The sequence below is a fragment of the Actinomadura madurae genome (assembly GCF_047130825.1).
GTDB lineage: Bacteria > Actinomycetota > Actinomycetes > Streptosporangiales > Streptosporangiaceae > Spirillospora > Spirillospora madurae.
This window is the reverse complement of the sequence record NZ_CP083237.1, coordinates 5,627,057-5,643,337: the sequence shown is the minus strand read 5'-3', so window position 1 is coordinate 5,643,337 and position 16,281 is coordinate 5,627,057. Positions and strand designations below refer to the sequence as shown.

The 16,281-nt window shown below is 70.9% G+C and carries 14 protein-coding genes, 1 tRNA gene and 2 pseudogenes; 10 read left to right on the top strand and 7 right to left on the bottom strand.

Annotated features, from left to right (window positions below; translation table 11 throughout):
* Positions 1–294 precede the first annotated feature (294 nt).
* The 4 genes and pseudogenes from K8Z49_RS25460 to K8Z49_RS25445 form a co-directional block, all read left to right on the top strand.
* Positions 295–441, top strand: a complete 147-nt coding sequence (locus K8Z49_RS25460) for a hypothetical protein (RefSeq protein WP_412515397.1) — start codon at positions 295–297, stop codon at positions 439–441.
* Between the two features lie 77 nt (positions 442–518).
* Entirely contained in the window at positions 519–842 is a 324-nt protein-coding gene (locus tag K8Z49_RS25455) for a hypothetical protein (RefSeq protein WP_412515396.1), read from the top strand.
* A 620-nt stretch (positions 843–1,462) separates the two neighbouring features.
* A complete protein-coding gene (locus K8Z49_RS25450; RefSeq protein ID WP_412515395.1) occupies positions 1,463–1,750 on the top strand; it encodes a hypothetical protein in 288 nt (95 codons plus the stop codon).
* A gap of 417 nt (positions 1,751–2,167) precedes the next feature.
* Positions 2,168–2,377 (top strand): annotated as a pseudogene (locus K8Z49_RS25445) (DNA methyltransferase); the annotation flags it as partial.
* Positions 2,378–2,825: 448 nt separating this feature from the next.
* Here the strand turns inward: K8Z49_RS25445 and K8Z49_RS25440 are convergent.
* Positions 2,826–3,131 (bottom strand): DUF1330 domain-containing protein, encoded by a 306-nt coding sequence (locus K8Z49_RS25440; protein WP_412515394.1) that lies wholly within the window; start codon positions 3,129–3,131, stop codon positions 2,826–2,828.
* 185 nt (positions 3,132–3,316) lie between these two features.
* Between K8Z49_RS25440 and K8Z49_RS25435 the strand changes: the two genes are divergently transcribed.
* Positions 3,317–4,219, top strand: coding sequence for a LysR family transcriptional regulator (locus tag K8Z49_RS25435; RefSeq protein ID WP_075023955.1), 903 nt, complete (start codon positions 3,317–3,319; stop codon positions 4,217–4,219).
* A 138-nt stretch (positions 4,220–4,357) separates the two neighbouring features.
* On the opposite strand, the gene K8Z49_RS25430 is transcribed toward K8Z49_RS25435, so the two are convergent.
* Positions 4,358–7,021 (bottom strand): ATP-binding protein, encoded by a 2,664-nt coding sequence (locus tag K8Z49_RS25430; protein WP_412515393.1) that lies wholly within the window; start codon positions 7,019–7,021, stop codon positions 4,358–4,360.
* A gap of 158 nt (positions 7,022–7,179) precedes the next feature.
* On the opposite strand from K8Z49_RS25430, the gene K8Z49_RS25425 reads away from it, so the two are divergent.
* The gene (locus K8Z49_RS25425) at positions 7,180–7,686 is read left to right on the top strand and encodes a pyridoxamine 5'-phosphate oxidase family protein (RefSeq protein ID WP_021591107.1); all 507 of its coding nucleotides are present in this window, start codon (positions 7,180–7,182) and stop codon (positions 7,684–7,686) included.
* A gap of 390 nt (positions 7,687–8,076) precedes the next feature.
* Here K8Z49_RS25425 and K8Z49_RS25420 read toward each other — a convergent pair.
* Both K8Z49_RS25420 and K8Z49_RS25415 read right to left on the bottom strand, forming a co-directional pair.
* A tRNA-Glu gene (locus K8Z49_RS25420) sits at positions 8,077–8,152 on the bottom strand.
* A gap of 72 nt (positions 8,153–8,224) precedes the next feature.
* Positions 8,225–9,907 carry a metallophosphoesterase family protein gene (locus K8Z49_RS25415; RefSeq protein ID WP_412515392.1) on the bottom strand — a complete coding sequence of 561 codons (1,683 nt, stop codon included), beginning with the start codon at positions 9,905–9,907 and terminating at the stop codon, positions 8,225–8,227.
* Between the two features lie 23 nt (positions 9,908–9,930).
* Here K8Z49_RS25415 and K8Z49_RS25410 point away from each other — a divergent pair, with 23 nt between their 5' ends.
* Complete coding sequence (locus K8Z49_RS25410; protein WP_412515391.1) at positions 9,931–10,281, top strand: metallopeptidase family protein; 351 nt, start codon at positions 9,931–9,933, stop codon at positions 10,279–10,281.
* Positions 10,282–10,377: 96 nt separating this feature from the next.
* On the top strand, positions 10,378–11,709 hold the full coding sequence (locus K8Z49_RS25405; protein WP_024934380.1) for an MFS transporter: 1,332 nt from the start codon (positions 10,378–10,380) through the stop codon (positions 11,707–11,709).
* Positions 11,710–11,719: 10 nt separating this feature from the next.
* On the opposite strand, the gene K8Z49_RS25400 is transcribed toward K8Z49_RS25405, so the two are convergent.
* Positions 11,720–12,034, bottom strand: a complete 315-nt coding sequence (locus K8Z49_RS25400) for a PspC domain-containing protein (protein WP_033330301.1) — start codon at positions 12,032–12,034, stop codon at positions 11,720–11,722.
* 137 nt (positions 12,035–12,171) lie between these two features.
* Here K8Z49_RS25400 and K8Z49_RS25395 point away from each other — a divergent pair.
* Positions 12,172–13,322: pseudogene (locus tag K8Z49_RS25395) on the top strand (acyl-CoA dehydrogenase family protein).
* Between the two features lie 120 nt (positions 13,323–13,442).
* Entirely contained in the window at positions 13,443–14,465 is a 1,023-nt protein-coding gene (locus K8Z49_RS25390; RefSeq protein WP_075023957.1) for an aspartate-semialdehyde dehydrogenase, read from the top strand.
* Positions 14,466–14,524: 59 nt separating this feature from the next.
* On the opposite strand, the gene K8Z49_RS25385 is transcribed toward K8Z49_RS25390, so the two are convergent.
* Both K8Z49_RS25385 and K8Z49_RS25380 read right to left on the bottom strand, forming a co-directional pair.
* Positions 14,525–14,743: a DUF2277 domain-containing protein gene (locus K8Z49_RS25385; RefSeq protein ID WP_021591100.1), complete on the bottom strand. Its 219-nt coding sequence runs from the start codon at positions 14,741–14,743 to the stop codon at positions 14,525–14,527.
* 536 nt (positions 14,744–15,279) lie between these two features.
* Positions 15,280–16,272, bottom strand: a complete 993-nt coding sequence (locus K8Z49_RS25380) for a M28 family metallopeptidase (RefSeq protein ID WP_412515390.1) — start codon at positions 16,270–16,272, stop codon at positions 15,280–15,282.
* Between the last annotated feature and the right edge of the window lie 9 nt (positions 16,273–16,281).

The window sequence follows — 16,281 nt, the reverse complement described above, 5'->3', positions numbered from 1 at the left end:
CGCCCGGACCGTGAGACCGCCCTGCCGCGCCTCCTCAAGACAGGGTTCGATGGGCTCTCTCCGGCGAGGTGCTCAGCTTGCAGACGCTGAGCTGGTTCGTCGCCGCGTTCGCGCTGAGTGCCGCTGGCGCCGCGCTGCTGCGCACGCCCCGTCTGGCCGGTTGATTGGGGGCCCCGCTACCAGAACGGAGAACGCGCGATGCGTTACAACCGGGTACGCCGTGCCGTCACCCTGCTCCTCACGGCGCTGCTCTTGCAGATCCTGTAGGTCGAGACGGCGTCCGCCCACGGCTCGGTGATCTACCCTGCCTCCCGCAACTACGGCTGCTGGGACCGCTGGGACGACGGCAACCCCAAGGCCGCGCCGCCCGGCGGCCAGTTGTGCAGCGGCGGCCAGACCGAAGGTGGACGCCACCGCCCCATGGACGCCGTGGGCCCGTAGAAGACCATCGACGTCGGCGCCGCCTTCACGATCAACCTGTACGACCAGGTCACCCACGGCGCCGACTACTTCCTCATTTGCGTGACCAGCCAGACTACGCCCCCCTCACGCAGCCGCTGCGCTGGAGTGACCTGGAACTCCTCGTCAGCATCAAGATTTTGTCGAAACGCAGCAAGCCGCGCTGGTTCGGAGACGCTCTCGCAGCCGCCCCACCACAGGAAGACACGAAACAGCCGTACATCCTGCGCTCCTACATCACCTGCGTCGACTGCGAGCGTTGGATGTTCGGCAAGAACGACCGGTGGCGGTTCTACTACGTCTGCAGCCCGAAGCCCTCCCACCTGCCAGAAGGGGATCCCGCAGTTGTGCGGATCCGAGAAGAGCCCCTCATCGTGGGTTGAACGACTTCAAGCGTTCGTCCAGAACATCAATGAACGCGCTGCCCGCGCTGCCGACCTTGAAGCCGCACAAGCCAAGCTGCGGGAAGGCTGGGGTGCGGCGCTCTCCCGGCCTTTCCGGAACTGCTGGATCTGCTCTCGGCCGGAACGATCGATCTAGGGCGGATCCCTGGGCCGATGCTGCGGCGGCTGCTGGACGTATTTCGGCTGCGGATGCGCTACGACCGGGAGTCCGGTCTCGTGGAGCGCGAGGTCACGATCACTTCCGAGATCGTGGGGACGCAGCAGGATGCGGCGAGTGGGGTCGCCGAGACGGGAGTGCGCGGCGGGCTGAGGTACCCCCTACGGGATCCGCCCCGGACCGGCTCCAGCCCCCACCTCACACAACGCCCGCCTAACCATCCCATTCCGCTTAACGATTTCGTGACCGCGTGTTATCGAGTGACTAGATACGACCACACAAGCTCACCGATCGGACAACGAGCCGACATGGTCCGCCGGAGGCCGGACTGCTTCTCAATTGATGCGTCATGTGGTATCCAGACCGGGCGGTCCGGTGTGGGGAGTGGGGGCCGTTTCACTCGCGACGGGCGGTGAGTAAGGCCATGGTGGCGAGGACCGACATGCTGGCGGATGCGTTCCGTATTGAGGGCCAGGGCCGGTTGCCGGCCGTTGATGTTCCGCGAAGCCTGGTCGTGGTGGTGTTCAATGGTGCGCTGCTGGGGAGCATGTCGTTCGCCTTCGGCGTTTTCGAGATCGCCGCGCACTACGGCGTCCTGCCCGGTTCGGATTTGCGGATCGTCGCAGGCGAGCCCGATGCCGCGCTCGTCGGCGGGGGGATGCGGAACTTTCGGCGCTCGTCCACAAGTTTCTCAATGGCCGCATTATTTTTAGCCGTATTGGCTATGTAGCTTCTACTTTAACATTTTTCAGTATTAACGGGGAGCGAGTTTAAAGATCTATCCTCAATAGGAGCGATCGCTCGCCAATCAAAAGGCGCACCTAGTTACTAATGTCGTGTAACCGTACGGGCAGGAAAGGCTACAAGTTAGGCGTGGCTATTATTAGTTGGCCGGACGATGTATCTCCCCCAGAGAACATCGTCTGTGTGTTATGTGGTAAACAGAGAGAGTATAGTGAAGTAGCCGCTGGTCTCTGTGATTCAGACGGCAGGCAGACTTTTGCTTGCAACGGTCACTCTTGGAACGGAGCACAGTCCATTATCGCACGGCGCGCTGGCGAGTCGTGAGCTGTACTTGCCCGGCCTCTACAGCGTGACCACAGCACGCGGCCCCAACCGCACGCACATCACCTAGAAGCCACTCAGCCTCATGCGGCAGCTCATGGACATCACTCCTGCGGGCAGCGCGGTTCTCGACCCGTTCATGGGTTCGGGCACGACAGGCGAGGCGACCGTGCTGGATGGTCGGAAGTTCGTCGGCATTGAACTGTCGGAGCACTCCGTCAGACAAGCCACTGCGCGTATCGCCGACGCCGAACAGACCGTTCGCGGCCGGACGGAAGGGGGTGCCCCATGATCCTGACCCTCTTTCTGCTCCTAGCCGGCCTGGCTCTCCTCGGCGTGGTGTTGGCAGCCCGCTGGCTCGACGCACGGCGATGGGCCGATTCCCTCATCGCCTACCGGCTGACGCTGCCGCGCGGGCTGTCGGCGGACGACGTGGCCGCGTGGCTGGCCCGAGTTTCGGCGAGCACGCACGCACCGCGGTTCAACCTGGTCACGCCCCAGCTTCTCGGTCTAGAGGTGCATGCCGACGACCGTCACGGTATTCGGCATGTGCTCCTGGTCCCGCCTGCCCTGCGCGGGGCGGTATTGGCCGGGCTGAGAGCGACGCTGCCGGGCGTGCGCCTCGAAGAACTACCAGAGCGCTCCGCCGCGCAGGGGCAACACGAGCACCCACGAACCCCGCCACACCAGCAGCCGCACCAAGATGGTGGATCTTCGGTGAGGATCCGGCTGGACCTCGGTCAGTCGATGCCTTCGATGATGCGGAAGTCGCGCTCGACGCCGTCGGGGAGGGCCACCAGCGCCTTCTGGTACGCCTCGCTCTCGTATGCCGCGACGGCCTGTTCAAAGCCGTCGAACTCGATCAGAACGACGCGTTGCGTGATTCCGGCCTCGTGGGCGACGACTCGACCGCCGCGGGACGGGAGGAGGGCCAGGTTGCGCCCGCCCCCAGCCCGGACAGCCGGACCGGCCAGCTTGTCGTAGGCAGCCAGCCTCTCAGGGTCGGAATTGGCGGGGTAGACACTGACCCAGTAGCCCTTAGCCATGGAAACCTCCAGTGTTCGGCCGGACACGTCCGACTTCGAATTGGCGTGATCGATCGATCCCGGCAACGGGTACTGCGGCCGGTTGAATCGTCATATGCGCAGGTTAGGGCTTGATGTGCGGTCGAGGGAAAGACCGGTACGGGATAGACTCAGAACGGATCGTTATCAATCGGCAGGGAGGGCACGTGGCGCCGGATACCGTGAGCCTGCGGTACTTCCTGGTGTTGGCGCAGGAGTTGAACTTCACCCGCGCGGCCGCACGGATCGGTATCGCACAGCCCGCACTCAGCGCCCGGATGCGCCGATTGGAGGCGGAACTCGGTACGGCCCTGCTGGTCCGCAACACCCGTAGCGTCGTATTGACCACGGCCGGTGCGGCTTTGGCGGAGTCCGCGCCGCCCGCGCTGGCGGCGCTGGACCGGGCATGGGACACCGCCCGGAGCGCGGCGGCCGGTGAACTGGGCACGCTGCGCATCGGATACAGCCTCAGCACCGGGGCCGAGACGGCACCGGCCCTGGTGGACAGGCTCAGTCGCGGCAGCCCGGGACTCGAGGTCGGAGCGGTCCCGATGGCGACACCGGAGATCTCCCCCGCGGTCGCCGACGGCCGCATCGATGCCGGGATCACCCGCGGTGAACAGCCGGGCCGTGGCGTGCGCCGGTTCCTGCTGCGGCGTGCGCGCGTCGGGGTCCAACTGGCACAGCACCATCCGCTGGCCGAACACCCGGAGATCGAGATCGCCGACGCGGCCGCGTATCCGCTGCGACTCCCCGACCGTGCGGCCAACCCCGTGATCCACGATCAGCTGTCCGCACTGTTCCGAGACATCCGACCACATCCCCACTTCCACACGCCCCCAGTCTCTTTCGACATGTATCAGCGCGACCTGCGCGACGGGCTCACCCTCGCCCCGGCCGGAGAAGCCGCGGTCACGGCACAACCGGCCGGTCTCACCTGGCGACCGCTGCGGGGCGCGCCCAGCCTGACGATCCACCTGGTCCTCCCACGCGAGCAGTCGCCACTACACCGCCGTATCCGTGCCGTCGCCAAAACCCTGGCGCACGAGCTGCATTGGCTGCCGGACTGACGCGCAAGAGGTCAAGCGAGACGGACGCCTGCGGTGACGAGGCCGAAGCCCTCGCGCCTGCCGACGTTGGGCACTGAAACGCTGGTGCAAGCGCCGACCCATACGTTGCATGGGCCTTCGTGCGTAGGCCCGGCGACCCTAGCGGCAGCCCAGCGCGGCCAGTTCGGCGTGCCCCTCGTCGATCCGGGCGGGCAGCAACTCCAGCGTGGCCGCGCGCTCGAAGCGCGCACCCAGCCGGTCCCACTGCTCCACGGCGTCCGCCAAGGCGGCGTGGTCGCCGAGCCGACCCCGCACCCGGGCCAGGCACGCGGCCGCCCAGGCGCTCTCGGCCGCGTACGGCTCCGCAGCGATGATCCGGTCGCCGGCGTCGGGAAGGCCGGCCGTTACCGCGAGCTCTGCCCCTACGACGCGCGCGTAGCCGACCCACCGCTGGTCTGAGAACGGCGCGAAGGCTCGTTCGACCTGGTCGGCCGCGTCGTCGAACCGGCCACGGTGGACGGCGACCCGGGTGTCGGCGAACATCAGGCAGGCCGCCACGACAGGCGAGCCCGCCGCGACCGTCAGCGCCCGTTCGCGCCATCGCCGCCGGTCCGCCGGGTCGCCGCGCAGGCCCTGGATCATCCCGGCGAGGGCGAGCGCCGAGGTCATCCACGGCATCCACGGATCTCCGTCGCGCCGCCACGCCGCCCACAGCGTCTCGGCCCGGCTGAGCGCCTCGTCGAAGTCGCCGGTGAGGGCAAGCGCGCGCACGAGCCGCGGGGACTGGAGGTACGGATGTCCGCCGAGCGGGTCGTCGGTCAGGGACCGCCTGGCCAGCGCCAGCGCAGCGGGTAGGTCGCCTGCGCCCAGCGCAGCCCTCGGCGCGACGTGGAACGCGTCGACGATCTCGGCGACCGCAGCCGGGTCATGGCGCGGCAGGGTGGTCGCGATCCGCAGTCGTTCGCCGGCCAGCCGGTGGGCTTCCCGGAAGGCCCCGGCTCGGTCGAGCGCATTGCCAAGGGCGTCCATCGCTGCGACCAGTACCAGCGGATCGCCGGCCGCGCGGGCGAGTTCCACGGCCTCGGGGGCCCGGCCCAGGTCGGGCATCCAGCCGTGACCCTCGTGCCAGACCTTCGCCATGGCGACCAGCGCGGTGAGTCGCTGATCGCTCTGGTCCGCGTCGGCCGTCCTTTGCGCCTCGGCCAGCAAACGCGCCTGGTCGTCGGTCGGCGACTCGATCGGCCCGAAGTCGTAGCGCACGCCGATCACCACGGCCTCGGCACGCAGGTCGGCGGTGCCCGCGGCCTCGACGGCCTGCCGCATGAGCTCGGTGGCGCTGCGGTAGTCGGCGACGGACAGCGCGGCGTAGGCGCCGGCCCGCAGGTCCTGGCCCTGCTCGACGCCGGTGGCGCACCGGGCCGCGGCCTGGTAGAGCGTCCGCGCTTCGACGAACCGGCCCGCGGCGAAGGTCAGGTGGGCGAGCGTGCGCACGAAGCCGTGGGCCGCCGGGTCCGATCCGACCGCGACGGCCGCCGCCCGCAGGTCATCGGCGACACCGTCGAACGCCGATCGCCAGTCGGCGTCGAGCCGGGTCTCCAGGTCGGCGGCGGTCGCGAAGGCCCAGAGCAGGTACCGCTCGCGAATCGCGTCATGCTCCCCCACGGTGCTCGCCTGGGAGAGGCCGAACGCGCGGATCGTGTCGAACAGCCGCCATCCGCGACCGGTGCGCACGACCAGGTTGTGATCGACCAGCCGGCCCAGCAGATCGGCCACCTCGGCCCGGGGCATCTTCGGGCTCAGCGCCGCCGCGGCGTCCAGGTCGAACACCCCGACGAAGGCCGACAGCCGGCGGAACGCGATGCGCTCGTCCTTGTCGAGCAGGTCGTAGCTCCACCCGATCAGCTCGCGCAGCGAGTGATGCCGGGCGTGCATCCCCCGGCCGCCGGCCAGCAGCCGCAGCTGATCCTCAAGGCCGGTCAGCAGCCCGTCGGCGCCGAGCGCGGCCGCGCGGGCGGCGGCCAGCTCGACCGCGAGCGGCAGGCCGTCCAGCCTGGCGCAGATGTCGGCCACGACCGCCGGCGCCGCGGCGAACCCCGGATCCGCGGCGCCGGCCCGGTCCCGGAACAGCTGCTCGAGATCGGTGCCACCGAGTGGGCGCACGTGCACGAGTCGCTCGCCGGGGACGCCGAGTCGCTGCCGGCTGGTGGCCAGCACGGTGGCCTGCGGGCAGGCGGCCAGCACCCGTTCGGCCAGCGCGCTGACCTCGTCGATCACGTGCTCGCAGTTGTCCAGCACCAGCAGCGGCCGTCCCAGGCGCAGCCGCTCGAACACCGCCCGCTCGACGGACTGGGTCGCCTCGGTCACGTCCAGCGCGTCGGCGACGGCCTGCCCGACCGCCCCGGCCCCGGTCACGGCCCGGACCGGTACGAGGTCGACGAAGGCGCCGCCGGCGGGGAACCGGGACGCCGCCTGCTCGGCGACGGCGGCCACCAGCCGGGTCTTGCCCACCCCGCCAGGGCCGACCACGGTCACCAGCCGCGACGTGTCCAGCGCCGCCTCGACCGCGGCGACGTCCGCGGCACGCCCGACGAAGGTCGTCCGGCTGGCGGGCAGCCCGAGGAACCGCCCGGTACGGGCCTGCTCCGCCCTCGCGGCCAGGGCGTGCCGGTCGGCGGCATCGAGCTTGCGCAGCAGCGCCGCGACGTGGCTCTCGACCGTCCGGACCGAGATGCGCAGCCTGCCGGCGATCTGCGCGTTCGACAGGTGCTCGCCCACGGCGGCGAGCACCTCGGCCTCCCGTGTCGAGATCTTCGTCGCGTCCACATCGACCAGGATGGCGTACGTCGGTGATCGTTCAGTAGTGACTCAGCGCTCGGCACGGATGTCCAGATGCGCGCCGCCCGGCAGATTGGCTGTGCACCGTCGAACAAGGAGGTCACGATGCTCAACCCGACCGTGTCCCTGGAAGCGGGGCCGGCGTCATGACCGGCGTCGACCTGGACACCCACGCCCGTGGCCTGATGGACGCCAACCTGTACGTGATCCTGGGCACCGCCGACGCCGACGGCACCCCGTGGACGTCGCCCGTCTACTTCGCGGCCGCCGACTACGCCGAGATCTTCTGGGTGTCCAGCCCCGACGCGCAGCACTCCCGCAACCTCGCCGTGCGTCCCCGGCTGAGCATGGTGATCTTCGACTCGACGGTGCCGGCCTACCACGGCCGGGCGGTGTACCTGTCCGGCACCGCCGCCGAGCTCACCGGCCGCGACCTGGACCGCGGCATCGAGATCTACCCCGGAGACCCCGGCCGTGGTGGGACCGCCCTGTCGATCGAGGACGTCACCGCACCGGCGGCGTGGCGCCTGTATCGCGCGACGATCAGCGAGGCGTTCGTGCTGTGCCCCCGCGAGCCGCGCCAGCCGTGCCCCCTGCACGGCATCGCCGCCGACCATCGCGCACCCGTGATGCCCTGGCGGCATCCGGCCTAGTGCTCGAACGGCGCCAGGCGTTCCCGGTGCGCTTCCCTGTGCCGGAAAGGAAGAAACAGTATGGCGAAGTCCGTGTTGTACATGTCGATGTCGCTCGACGGGTTCATCGCAGGCCCGGATGACGGCCCGGGCAACGGGCTCGGGATCGGCGGCATCCGGCTGCACGAGTGGCTCGGCGAGCCTGTCTCCGACCCGCCGCATTTCGACCCGCCGGGGCTGAGCGGGCAGGTGTTCAGCGAGCTGCTGGCGACGGGCGCGGTCGTCGTGGGTCGCAAGACGTTCGAGTACGCCGGCAACTGGCGCGGTGATCACCACGGCGTCGTAGAGTCTCAGTGCGCCGGCGGCTGCGGCGATCGGGGCCGCCGAAACGGGAGCGCGCGGCGGGCCGTGTGGTACCCCCTACCGGATTCGAACCGGCGCTACCGCCTTGAAAGGGCGGCGTCCTAGGCCGCTAGACGAAGGGGGCCCGGTGGTGGCGGGGTTGGCCGCCACTCGACCTCGCCAGTGTAGAGGACGTGGCGGGGCGGCGCGCAAACGGTTAGCGGGGTTCCGTGGTGCGGCTGGGGGACGGGGAGGACGGGGTGCGGGAGGGCCAGTCGGAGGGGAACTCCGACGGGAACGGGGAGGTCGGCGACGGGGGCGGGGAGGTGGCCGGGGGCTGCGGCTTGACGACGCGGTCCGGGTCGGGTTCGAGGTGGCGCTCGATCTGGGCGGAGGTGAGGCCGAGGCCGCCGAGGCGCAGGTCGTCCCAGCCCTGGAGGCGGTGGGTGGCGCGGCTGAAGTAGAGGACGGACAGCTCGATGGGGGTGGGCTGCTCGTGTTCGAGGCCGCGGAGGCCGGCGCCGCCGGTGGAGCCCTGGACGAAGAGGCGGGTGCCGGTGGGGAGGAGCTTGGTCGAGCGGGCGTGCGCGTGGCCGGCGAGGACGAGGGGGGTGACGCCGGAGAACGCCTCGCCCTCGGTGGGGTCGTGGGTGACGACGAGGTCGGGCAGGCTTCCGGAGGCCCGGAGCTTCTCGGCGTAGCGGAGGCCTTCGGCGCGGAGCTGGTCGGCGCCGACGTAGTCGTCGCGGGTGCTCTTGTCCGGGGTGAAGCGGGGGTCGCCGACGCCGTAGACGTGCAGGCCCGCGACCTCGCGCGTCCGGTCGTCGAGGACGATGGCGTTCTTCTCGCGGGCGACGGCCCGCTCGGTGGCCTTGGAGTCGTGGTTCCCGCGGACGTAGACGTAGGGGACCTTCAGGTCGGAGATGGACTCGGCGAACCTGTCCTCGGGCTTGCTGCCGTGGTCCATGAGGTCGCCGCTGTCGACGACGAGGTCCACCTGGAACTGGGCGCTGACGGACTTGATGACGCTCCACGCGGCGGGGTTGAGGTGGATGTCGGAGACGTGCAGGACGCGGATGGTGGACGGGTCGGGCTCGTAGGTGGGGAGCGTGGAGGTCGCGGTGTACAGCTCGGAGACGTTCCCGACGAGGCGGGCGAGCTGGGCGCGGTAGGCGGAGAAGCGCTCCACGATGCTGCGGGCGTCGCCGACGACCTGGGGGGCGTTGGCGAGCAGGCCGGTGTAGCGGGGTTCGGCGATGGACTGAGGGTTGAACGTCGCCCAGCTGAGGAGGGTGAGGGCGACGAGGCCGGTGGCGGCGGACGAGAGGCCGAGCAGGGCGCGCCGCCAGGAGCGGAAGAGCAGGAGGGACGCGACGAAGCTCGTGGCGAGGGCGATGAGGGCGGCGCGGATCAGGAGCTGGACGAGGCCGTGCCGGATCTGGTCGGCGATCTGGTCGGTGAGCCGGTCGACCTCGGTGTCGTTCTCGATCAGCTTCTTGGCCTGGTCGGGGCGCAGGTCGGTGAGGCGGGCCTCCAGGGAGACGGGGCCGCCGTGGGTGTCGAGCTGGAGGGAGCCGAGGGGCGGCAGCTTCAGGGTCGTCCCGCCGTGCAGGGCGGGGTGCAGGGTGAGCTGGACGTCCGTGGGGCCGACCGGCGCGACGTAGCGTCCGCCCGCGAGCAGGCCGATGTACCCGCCGGCGAGGCCGACGGCGACGACGAGGGCGAGGCGCGTCCAGCGGCCGGCGAGGACGGGACGGGTGCGGCGGGCGACGGGTGTCCAGACGGCGCGGGTGCGGCGGGCGACGGGGGACCAGGCGGTGCGGGCGCGTCTCGCCGCGGAGGCGGTGGCGGCGCGGAGGGTCGAGAGGGCCTGGGCCGACGCGGCGCGGACCTTGGGCACGGGTTCCCTTTCCGTCGAGCAGAATGGCCGGTGTGATCGAGTTGTCGCGAGACGCGTTCGAGGACCTCGTGGGCGAGGCCCTGGACAGCATCCCGGCCGAGCTGACCGCCCACATGCGCAACGTCGTCATCGTCGTCGAGGACGAGGCGCCGGAGCGCGGTCTTCTCGGCCTGTACCAAGGCGTACCCCTCACCGAGCGCGGCGACTGGTACGGAGGCGTCCTGCCCGATCACATTTCTATCTACCGGAATGAGATTCTCCAGATATGCGACACCGAGGATGACGTGGTGGAAGAAGTCCGGATAACGGTCGTGCACGAGATCGCCCACCACTTCGGGATCGACGACGCCAGGCTCCACGAGCTGGGATATTGATCTGAGGAATTGCGCACTGTAGGTCACGCGACTGCCACGCAGCGTGAGTTAATAGGGGAGGGCGCCCGGTTGCGGGCGGGCTGAACTGGAGCGTGCGTGGCGGGAAGGCAGACCGGCAGGCATCGTCGTCCGCCGGACGAGCAGGCGACCTACCGTGAGGTGTTCGCGGTCGGGGAGTTCCGTGCCCTCTGGCTGGCGCAGGCGCTGTCGTTCATCGGCGACCAGCTGGCCCAGGTCGCGCTGGCCGTGCTCGTCTACGACCACACCAGGTCGACGCTGCTGACCGCGCTGGTGTACGCGCTGACCTACATCCCGCCGATCGTGGGCGGTCCGGTGCTGTCCGGGCTGGCCGACCTGTTCCCGCGCCGGACGGTCATGGTCGTCTGCGACGTCCTGCGGGCGGGGCTCGTGGCGCCGATGGCGCTGGTGGAGATGCCGGTCTGGCTGCTGTCGGTCCTGGTGTTCCTGACCGTCCTGCTGGGCACGCCGTTCTCCGCCGCCCGCGCCGCCGTCATGCCGGACGTCCTGGAGGGCGACCGGTACGTGGCCGGGTCGGCGATCGCGAACGTCACGCACCAGGTCACGCAGGTGCTGGGGTTCCTGGTGGGCGGCGCGGTCGTCGCCGTCGTCGGGACGTACGAGGCCCTCGCCCTGGACGCGCTGACGTTCGGCCTGTCCGCGGTCATCCTGATCGGCGGGATGCGGCGCCGGCCCGCGCCGCGGCGGCGGGAGCGCGAGTCGCTCGGGCTGCTGCGCGGCACGCGGGACGGCGCGCGGCTCGTCTTCGGCGACCCCGCGCTGCGGTCGCTGGTGCTGTTCGCGTGGCTGTGCGCGTTCTACGTGATCCCGGAGGGCCTGGCCGTCCCGTACGCGGCGACGTTCGGCGGCGGCGCGGTGACGGCCGGGCTGCTGCTGGCGGCGATGCCGGCGGGCATGGTGGTCGGCTCGCTGCTGTTCAGCCGGTTCGTCCGCCCGGCGAACCGGCTGCACGTCATGGGGTGGATGTCGATGCTCGCGTGCCTGCCGCTGATCGGCGCGGGCGTCCACCCGCCGCTGTGGTGGGTCGTCGGGCTGTGGGCGCTGTCGGGCGTCGGCGCCGCCTACCAGCTGGCGGCCAACACCGCGTTCGTGGCCGCGGTGCCCCCGGCGGGGCGGGGGCAGGCGTTCGGGCTCGCCCAGTCCGGCATCCTCGCCGGGCAGGGCGCCGGCATCCTCGTCGGCGGTGCCGCGGCGCAGGTCCTCGGCCCGGAGACGGTGGTGGCGCTCGCCGGGGTCCTCGGCCTGTCGGCCGCCGCGATGCTCACCCTGAGCTGGAACCAGGTCCGCGGCGGCGTCATCGCCGGGACGCGCGAGCGCGCCGGGCCGCTCGCCGTCGCTCCGTCCTCCGCGGGCGGCGACGAGCTGTCGGGCGTCGGCAGCGCCTCCTAGGCGGTGCCGCTCAGGCGTGCGTGCGGTTCTTGCCGACCGCGTCCTTGGTCTTCTGGACGGCGTCCTGGACGGTCGGGGAGTCGCTCGCCTTCTTGGCCAGGTCCTCGGCGATCGACTTGGTCGCGCCCTCGTCGGGGATCAGCAGCCACGCGATCGCGTACAGCGCGACGCCCGCGCCACCGAAGATCGTGAAGACGCCCAGGCCGAGCCGGAGGATGTTGGCGTCGACGCCGAGGGACCGCGCGGCGCCGGAGCAGACTCCGGCGATCATGCGGCCTTCGTGGGTGCGGCGGAGCTTCGTGCTCGTGGTCTTCTCCATGTCCATGCCATCGAGCATGCCCAACCCGGCGCGACTCTGACATCCGGATTCGCCCTGATTGGCCCCTGAGTACACCCCTGTCCGGTCAGGGTGCCGTCCCCGACGTACCCTCGTGCGGACGGCCCCGGACGGAGGAGACCTGCATGGACGTGCTGCGCGTGGACGACCGGCTCACGGACGAGGAGCGGATGGTCCGCGACACCGTCCACGCCTTCGTGACGGAGAAGGTGGCGCCCCACGTGGCCGGCTGGTTCGAGGACGGGACGTTCCCGCCCGCGAACTGGCCCCCGAGCTGGGCGCGCTCGGCCTGCTCGGCATGCATCTGAAGGGCTACGGCTGCGCCGGGACGAGCGCCGTCGCGTACGGGGTGGCGTGCCGGGAACTGGAGGCGGCCGACTCGGGGCTGCGCAGCTTCGTGTCCGTCCAGGGGTCCCTGGCGATGGCGGCGATCCACAAGTACGGGTCGGAGGAGCAGAAGGAGGCGTGGCTGCCGCGGATGGCGGCCGGGGAGGCGATCGGCTGCTTCGGCCTGACCGAGCCCGACCGCGGCTCCGACCCCGGCGACATGCTGACCCGCGCGCGCCGGGACGGGTCCGGCTGGGTGCTCGACGGCACCAAGATGTGGATCACCAACGGCTCGATCGCGGACGTCGCCGTCGTGTGGGCGCAGACGGAGGACGGGATCCGCGGCTTCCTCGTCCCGAAGGGCACGGAGGGTTTCACGGCGAGCGACGTCCACCGGAAGCTGTCGCTGCGGGCGTCCGTCACGTCCGAGCTGGTCCTGGACGGCGTGCGCCTCCCGGAGACGGCGATGCTGCCCGGCGTGAAGGGGCTGAAGGGCCCGCTCGGCTGCCTGTCCGAGGCGCGCTACGGGATCCTGTGGGGCGCGATCGGCGCCGGACGGTCCTGCTACGAGGCGGCCGTCGACTACGCCAAGGCCCGCGAGCAGTTCGGCAAGCCCATCGGGTCGTTCCAGCTCACCCAGGAGAAGCTCGCCTGGATGGAGGTCGCGCTCGGGCAGGCCGGCCTCGTCGCGCTGCACGTCGGGCGGCTCAAGGACGAGGGGACGGTCACCCCGCAGCAGGTCTCGTTCGGCAAGGTCGCGAACGTCCGCGCGGCGCTGGACGTCGCGCGCCAATCCCGCACGGTCCTCGGTGCCAACGGGATCACGCTCGAATACCCGGTGATCAGGCACATGAACAACCTGGAGAGCGTGCTGACCTACGAGGGCACCGAGGAGGTGCATCTGCTCACGCTGGGTAAGGCCATCACCGGGCTGGACGCGTTCCGTTAAGGAGCGCTTGAACCGTCCCCGTAGGGTTATTCACTGGACGTCCTTGCACGGACCTGGGCAGACTCGCGAGCACCCAGGTCAAGCGACTACACAGGTCAAGCGATCACCAGAGGGAGCGGCATGAGAGTCGGCATCGTCGGGGCCACCGGACAGGTCGGGGCCAAGATGCTCGAAATCCTGGCCGAGCGCGGATTCCCGGTCGACGAGCTACGGCTGTTCGCCTCGGCGCGCTCGGCGGGCCGGAGGCTGCCGTGGGACGGCACCGAGATCACCGTCGAGGACGCGGCCGCCGCCGACTACTCCGGTCTCGACATCGTGCTGTTCTCCGCGGGCAAGACCACGTCGAAGGAGCTCGCCCCGAAGGTCGCGGCGGCCGGCGCGGTGGTGATCGACAACTCCTCCGGCTGGCGGATGGACCCGGACGTCCCGCTGGTCGTGTCCGAGGTCAACCCGCACGCCGCGGCGAACCGCCCGAAGGGGATCATCGCCAACCCGAACTGCACGACGATGGCCGCGATGCCGGTGCTGCGCCCCCTGCACGCGGAGGCCGGGCTGACCGCCCTCGTCGTCTCCACCTACCAGGCCGTGTCGGGCAGCGGCGTCGCGGGCGTCGCCGAGCTGCACGACCAGGCGGCCAAGACCGTGCAGACCGCCGACCGGCTCGCCCACGCCGGGACGGCGGTGGAGTTCCCCGAGCCGTCGGTGTACGTGCGGCCGATCGCGTTCAACGTGCTCCCGATGGCGGGTTCGATCGTCGACGACGGCCTCGCCGAGACCGACGAGGAGCAGAAGCTCCGCAACGAGAGCCGCAAGATCCTGGAGATCCCGGACCTGAAGGTCTCCGGCACCTGCGTGCGCGTCCCGGTCTTCACCGGCCACTCGTTGCAGGTCAATGCCCGTTTCGAGCGCCCGCTCAGCCCGGAGCGCGCGAGCGAGCTGCTGGCGGGCGCCCCTGGCGTCGCGCTGTCGGACGTCCCGACGCCGCTGCAGGCCGCGGGCCAGGACCCGACCTACGTGGGCCGCATCCGCCGCGACGAGACCGTCGAGAACGGCCTCGCCCTGTTCTGCTCCGGCGACAACCTGCGCAAGGGCGCGGCGCTCAACACCGTCCAGATCGCCGAGCTGGTCGCCGCCGGCGGCTGAGCCCGCCACGCCCCAGGCCCGCCGCGGACACGTCCCGGCGGGTCTGCGCGTTTCCGGGGCTAGCTCGCGCGGCGGCCGCGGACCTCCAGGGAGTCGAGGAGGGCGGCGGTGCTCCGGGCGATCTCCTCGACGGCCCGGTCGAACGCCTCCGCGTTGTGGGACGCGGGCGAGCGGAACCCGGAGATCTTGCGAACGTACTGGAGCGCCGCCGCCCGCACGTCGTCATCGGTGACGTCGTCGGAGTACGGCGGTCGAAGCGTCTTGATACTGCGGCACATCCCCCCATTGTGACCCCGTGCACCGACATCAGCCCTCGCAGCAACCCCGCAACAACTTCAACGGTTGCGATCGCGTCCGAAGGCAGGTTCGAGCGGAGCGAGAATCTGATCGCGCAGCGAGCCGCTAGGCGAGCCGGAGCGATGCCAGCGATCGCCCGCGTTTTTCGACGATGGAGGGCGCCCAGCGCCCGAAGGAGGAGAGAAATGCAATGAACACGGTTTCGCCCCCTGGCGCCGACGGAGACGACGGCGCCAGGGGGCGGGCGGGGGGCGGGGCCCCGCGGGGCGGCGGGACGGTTCGGGCCGAGATCGCGCCGTGCCGCCGCCGGAGGTCAGCCCAGGGTGGGGAGAGGGGCTGACTGAGAGTGCATCGTGGCGGGCGCGGGGTGTCAACGAATCCATCCGCCACTGGATTTTCAATTGTGTGAACGAGGCCGTTGAAAGGACTGAAACCGGCCTCCGGCCTGCGGCCACTTGGTGATCTTGACGTTGGCGGGCCCGGCCTCGACCGGGCTTCCCGCGCCCGTGCCGGCGGCCTAGGCGGCGGCGCGGGCGGACCGCCCGCCCCCGCCCGCCAGCGTCCAGACGGCGTGGGCGATGGCGTCGGCGTTCCGGTCCAGCGCGGTGTCGTTGATGTTGGACGTGGTGTCGCACGACGCGTGGTAGCAGCGGTCGAACGCGACGCCCGCCTGGCCGCCCCACAGCTGCGCCTGCTGGGACGTCTTGCGCCCTTCGGCACCGGTGAACATCCCGCCGGCGGGGATGCCGACGCGGATGAACGGCCCGTAGTCGGAGCGCCCGTCGAACGCGGTGTCCTGGACGGGCACGTTGATCGACGAGAAGTGGGACCGGAGCACCTGCTCGATCTCGGCGGACCCGGCCGGGCCGCCGCTGCCGCTGGACCCGTCGCCGTCGTAGGCGAAGTAGCCCGGGTTGGGGGAGCCGACCATGTCGAAGTTCAGGTAGCCCGTGATCTTCGACCGCTCGGCGGACGGCAGGTTGCTGACGTAGTACGTCGACCCGACGAGCCCGAGCTCCTCGGCGCCCCACCAGGCGAAGCGCAGGTGCCGGTCGGGTCGCAGGCCCTCGCGGGCGACGGCGAGCGCGGTCTCCAGGATCGCCGCGGAGCCGGAGCCGTTGTCGTTGATGCCGGGCCCCGCGGACACGCTGTCCAGGTGCGCGCCGGTCATCAGCGTGTCGTCGGTGTCGCCGCCGGGCCAGTCGGCGATCAGGTTGTATCCCGTCGCCCCGCTCCGCGAGAACGACTGGACGGTGGTCTGGTAGCCGGCCGCGTCCAGCTCGCCCTTCACGTAGTCGAGCGAGGCGCGGTAGCCGGGACGGCCGTGGGCGCGGTTGCCGCCGTTGGCGGTCGCGATGCCCTGCAGCTCGGACAGGTGCGCCTTGACGTTCGTGAGCGGGATGTCGGGTGCGGCCAGGGCGGCGGGCGCGGCGGACGCGCCGGCCGGGGCGAGGAGGGCGGACGCCACCAGCGCCGCCGCCCCCAGGGTCGCCATCGTGCGCGATCTCATGTGGTCCTC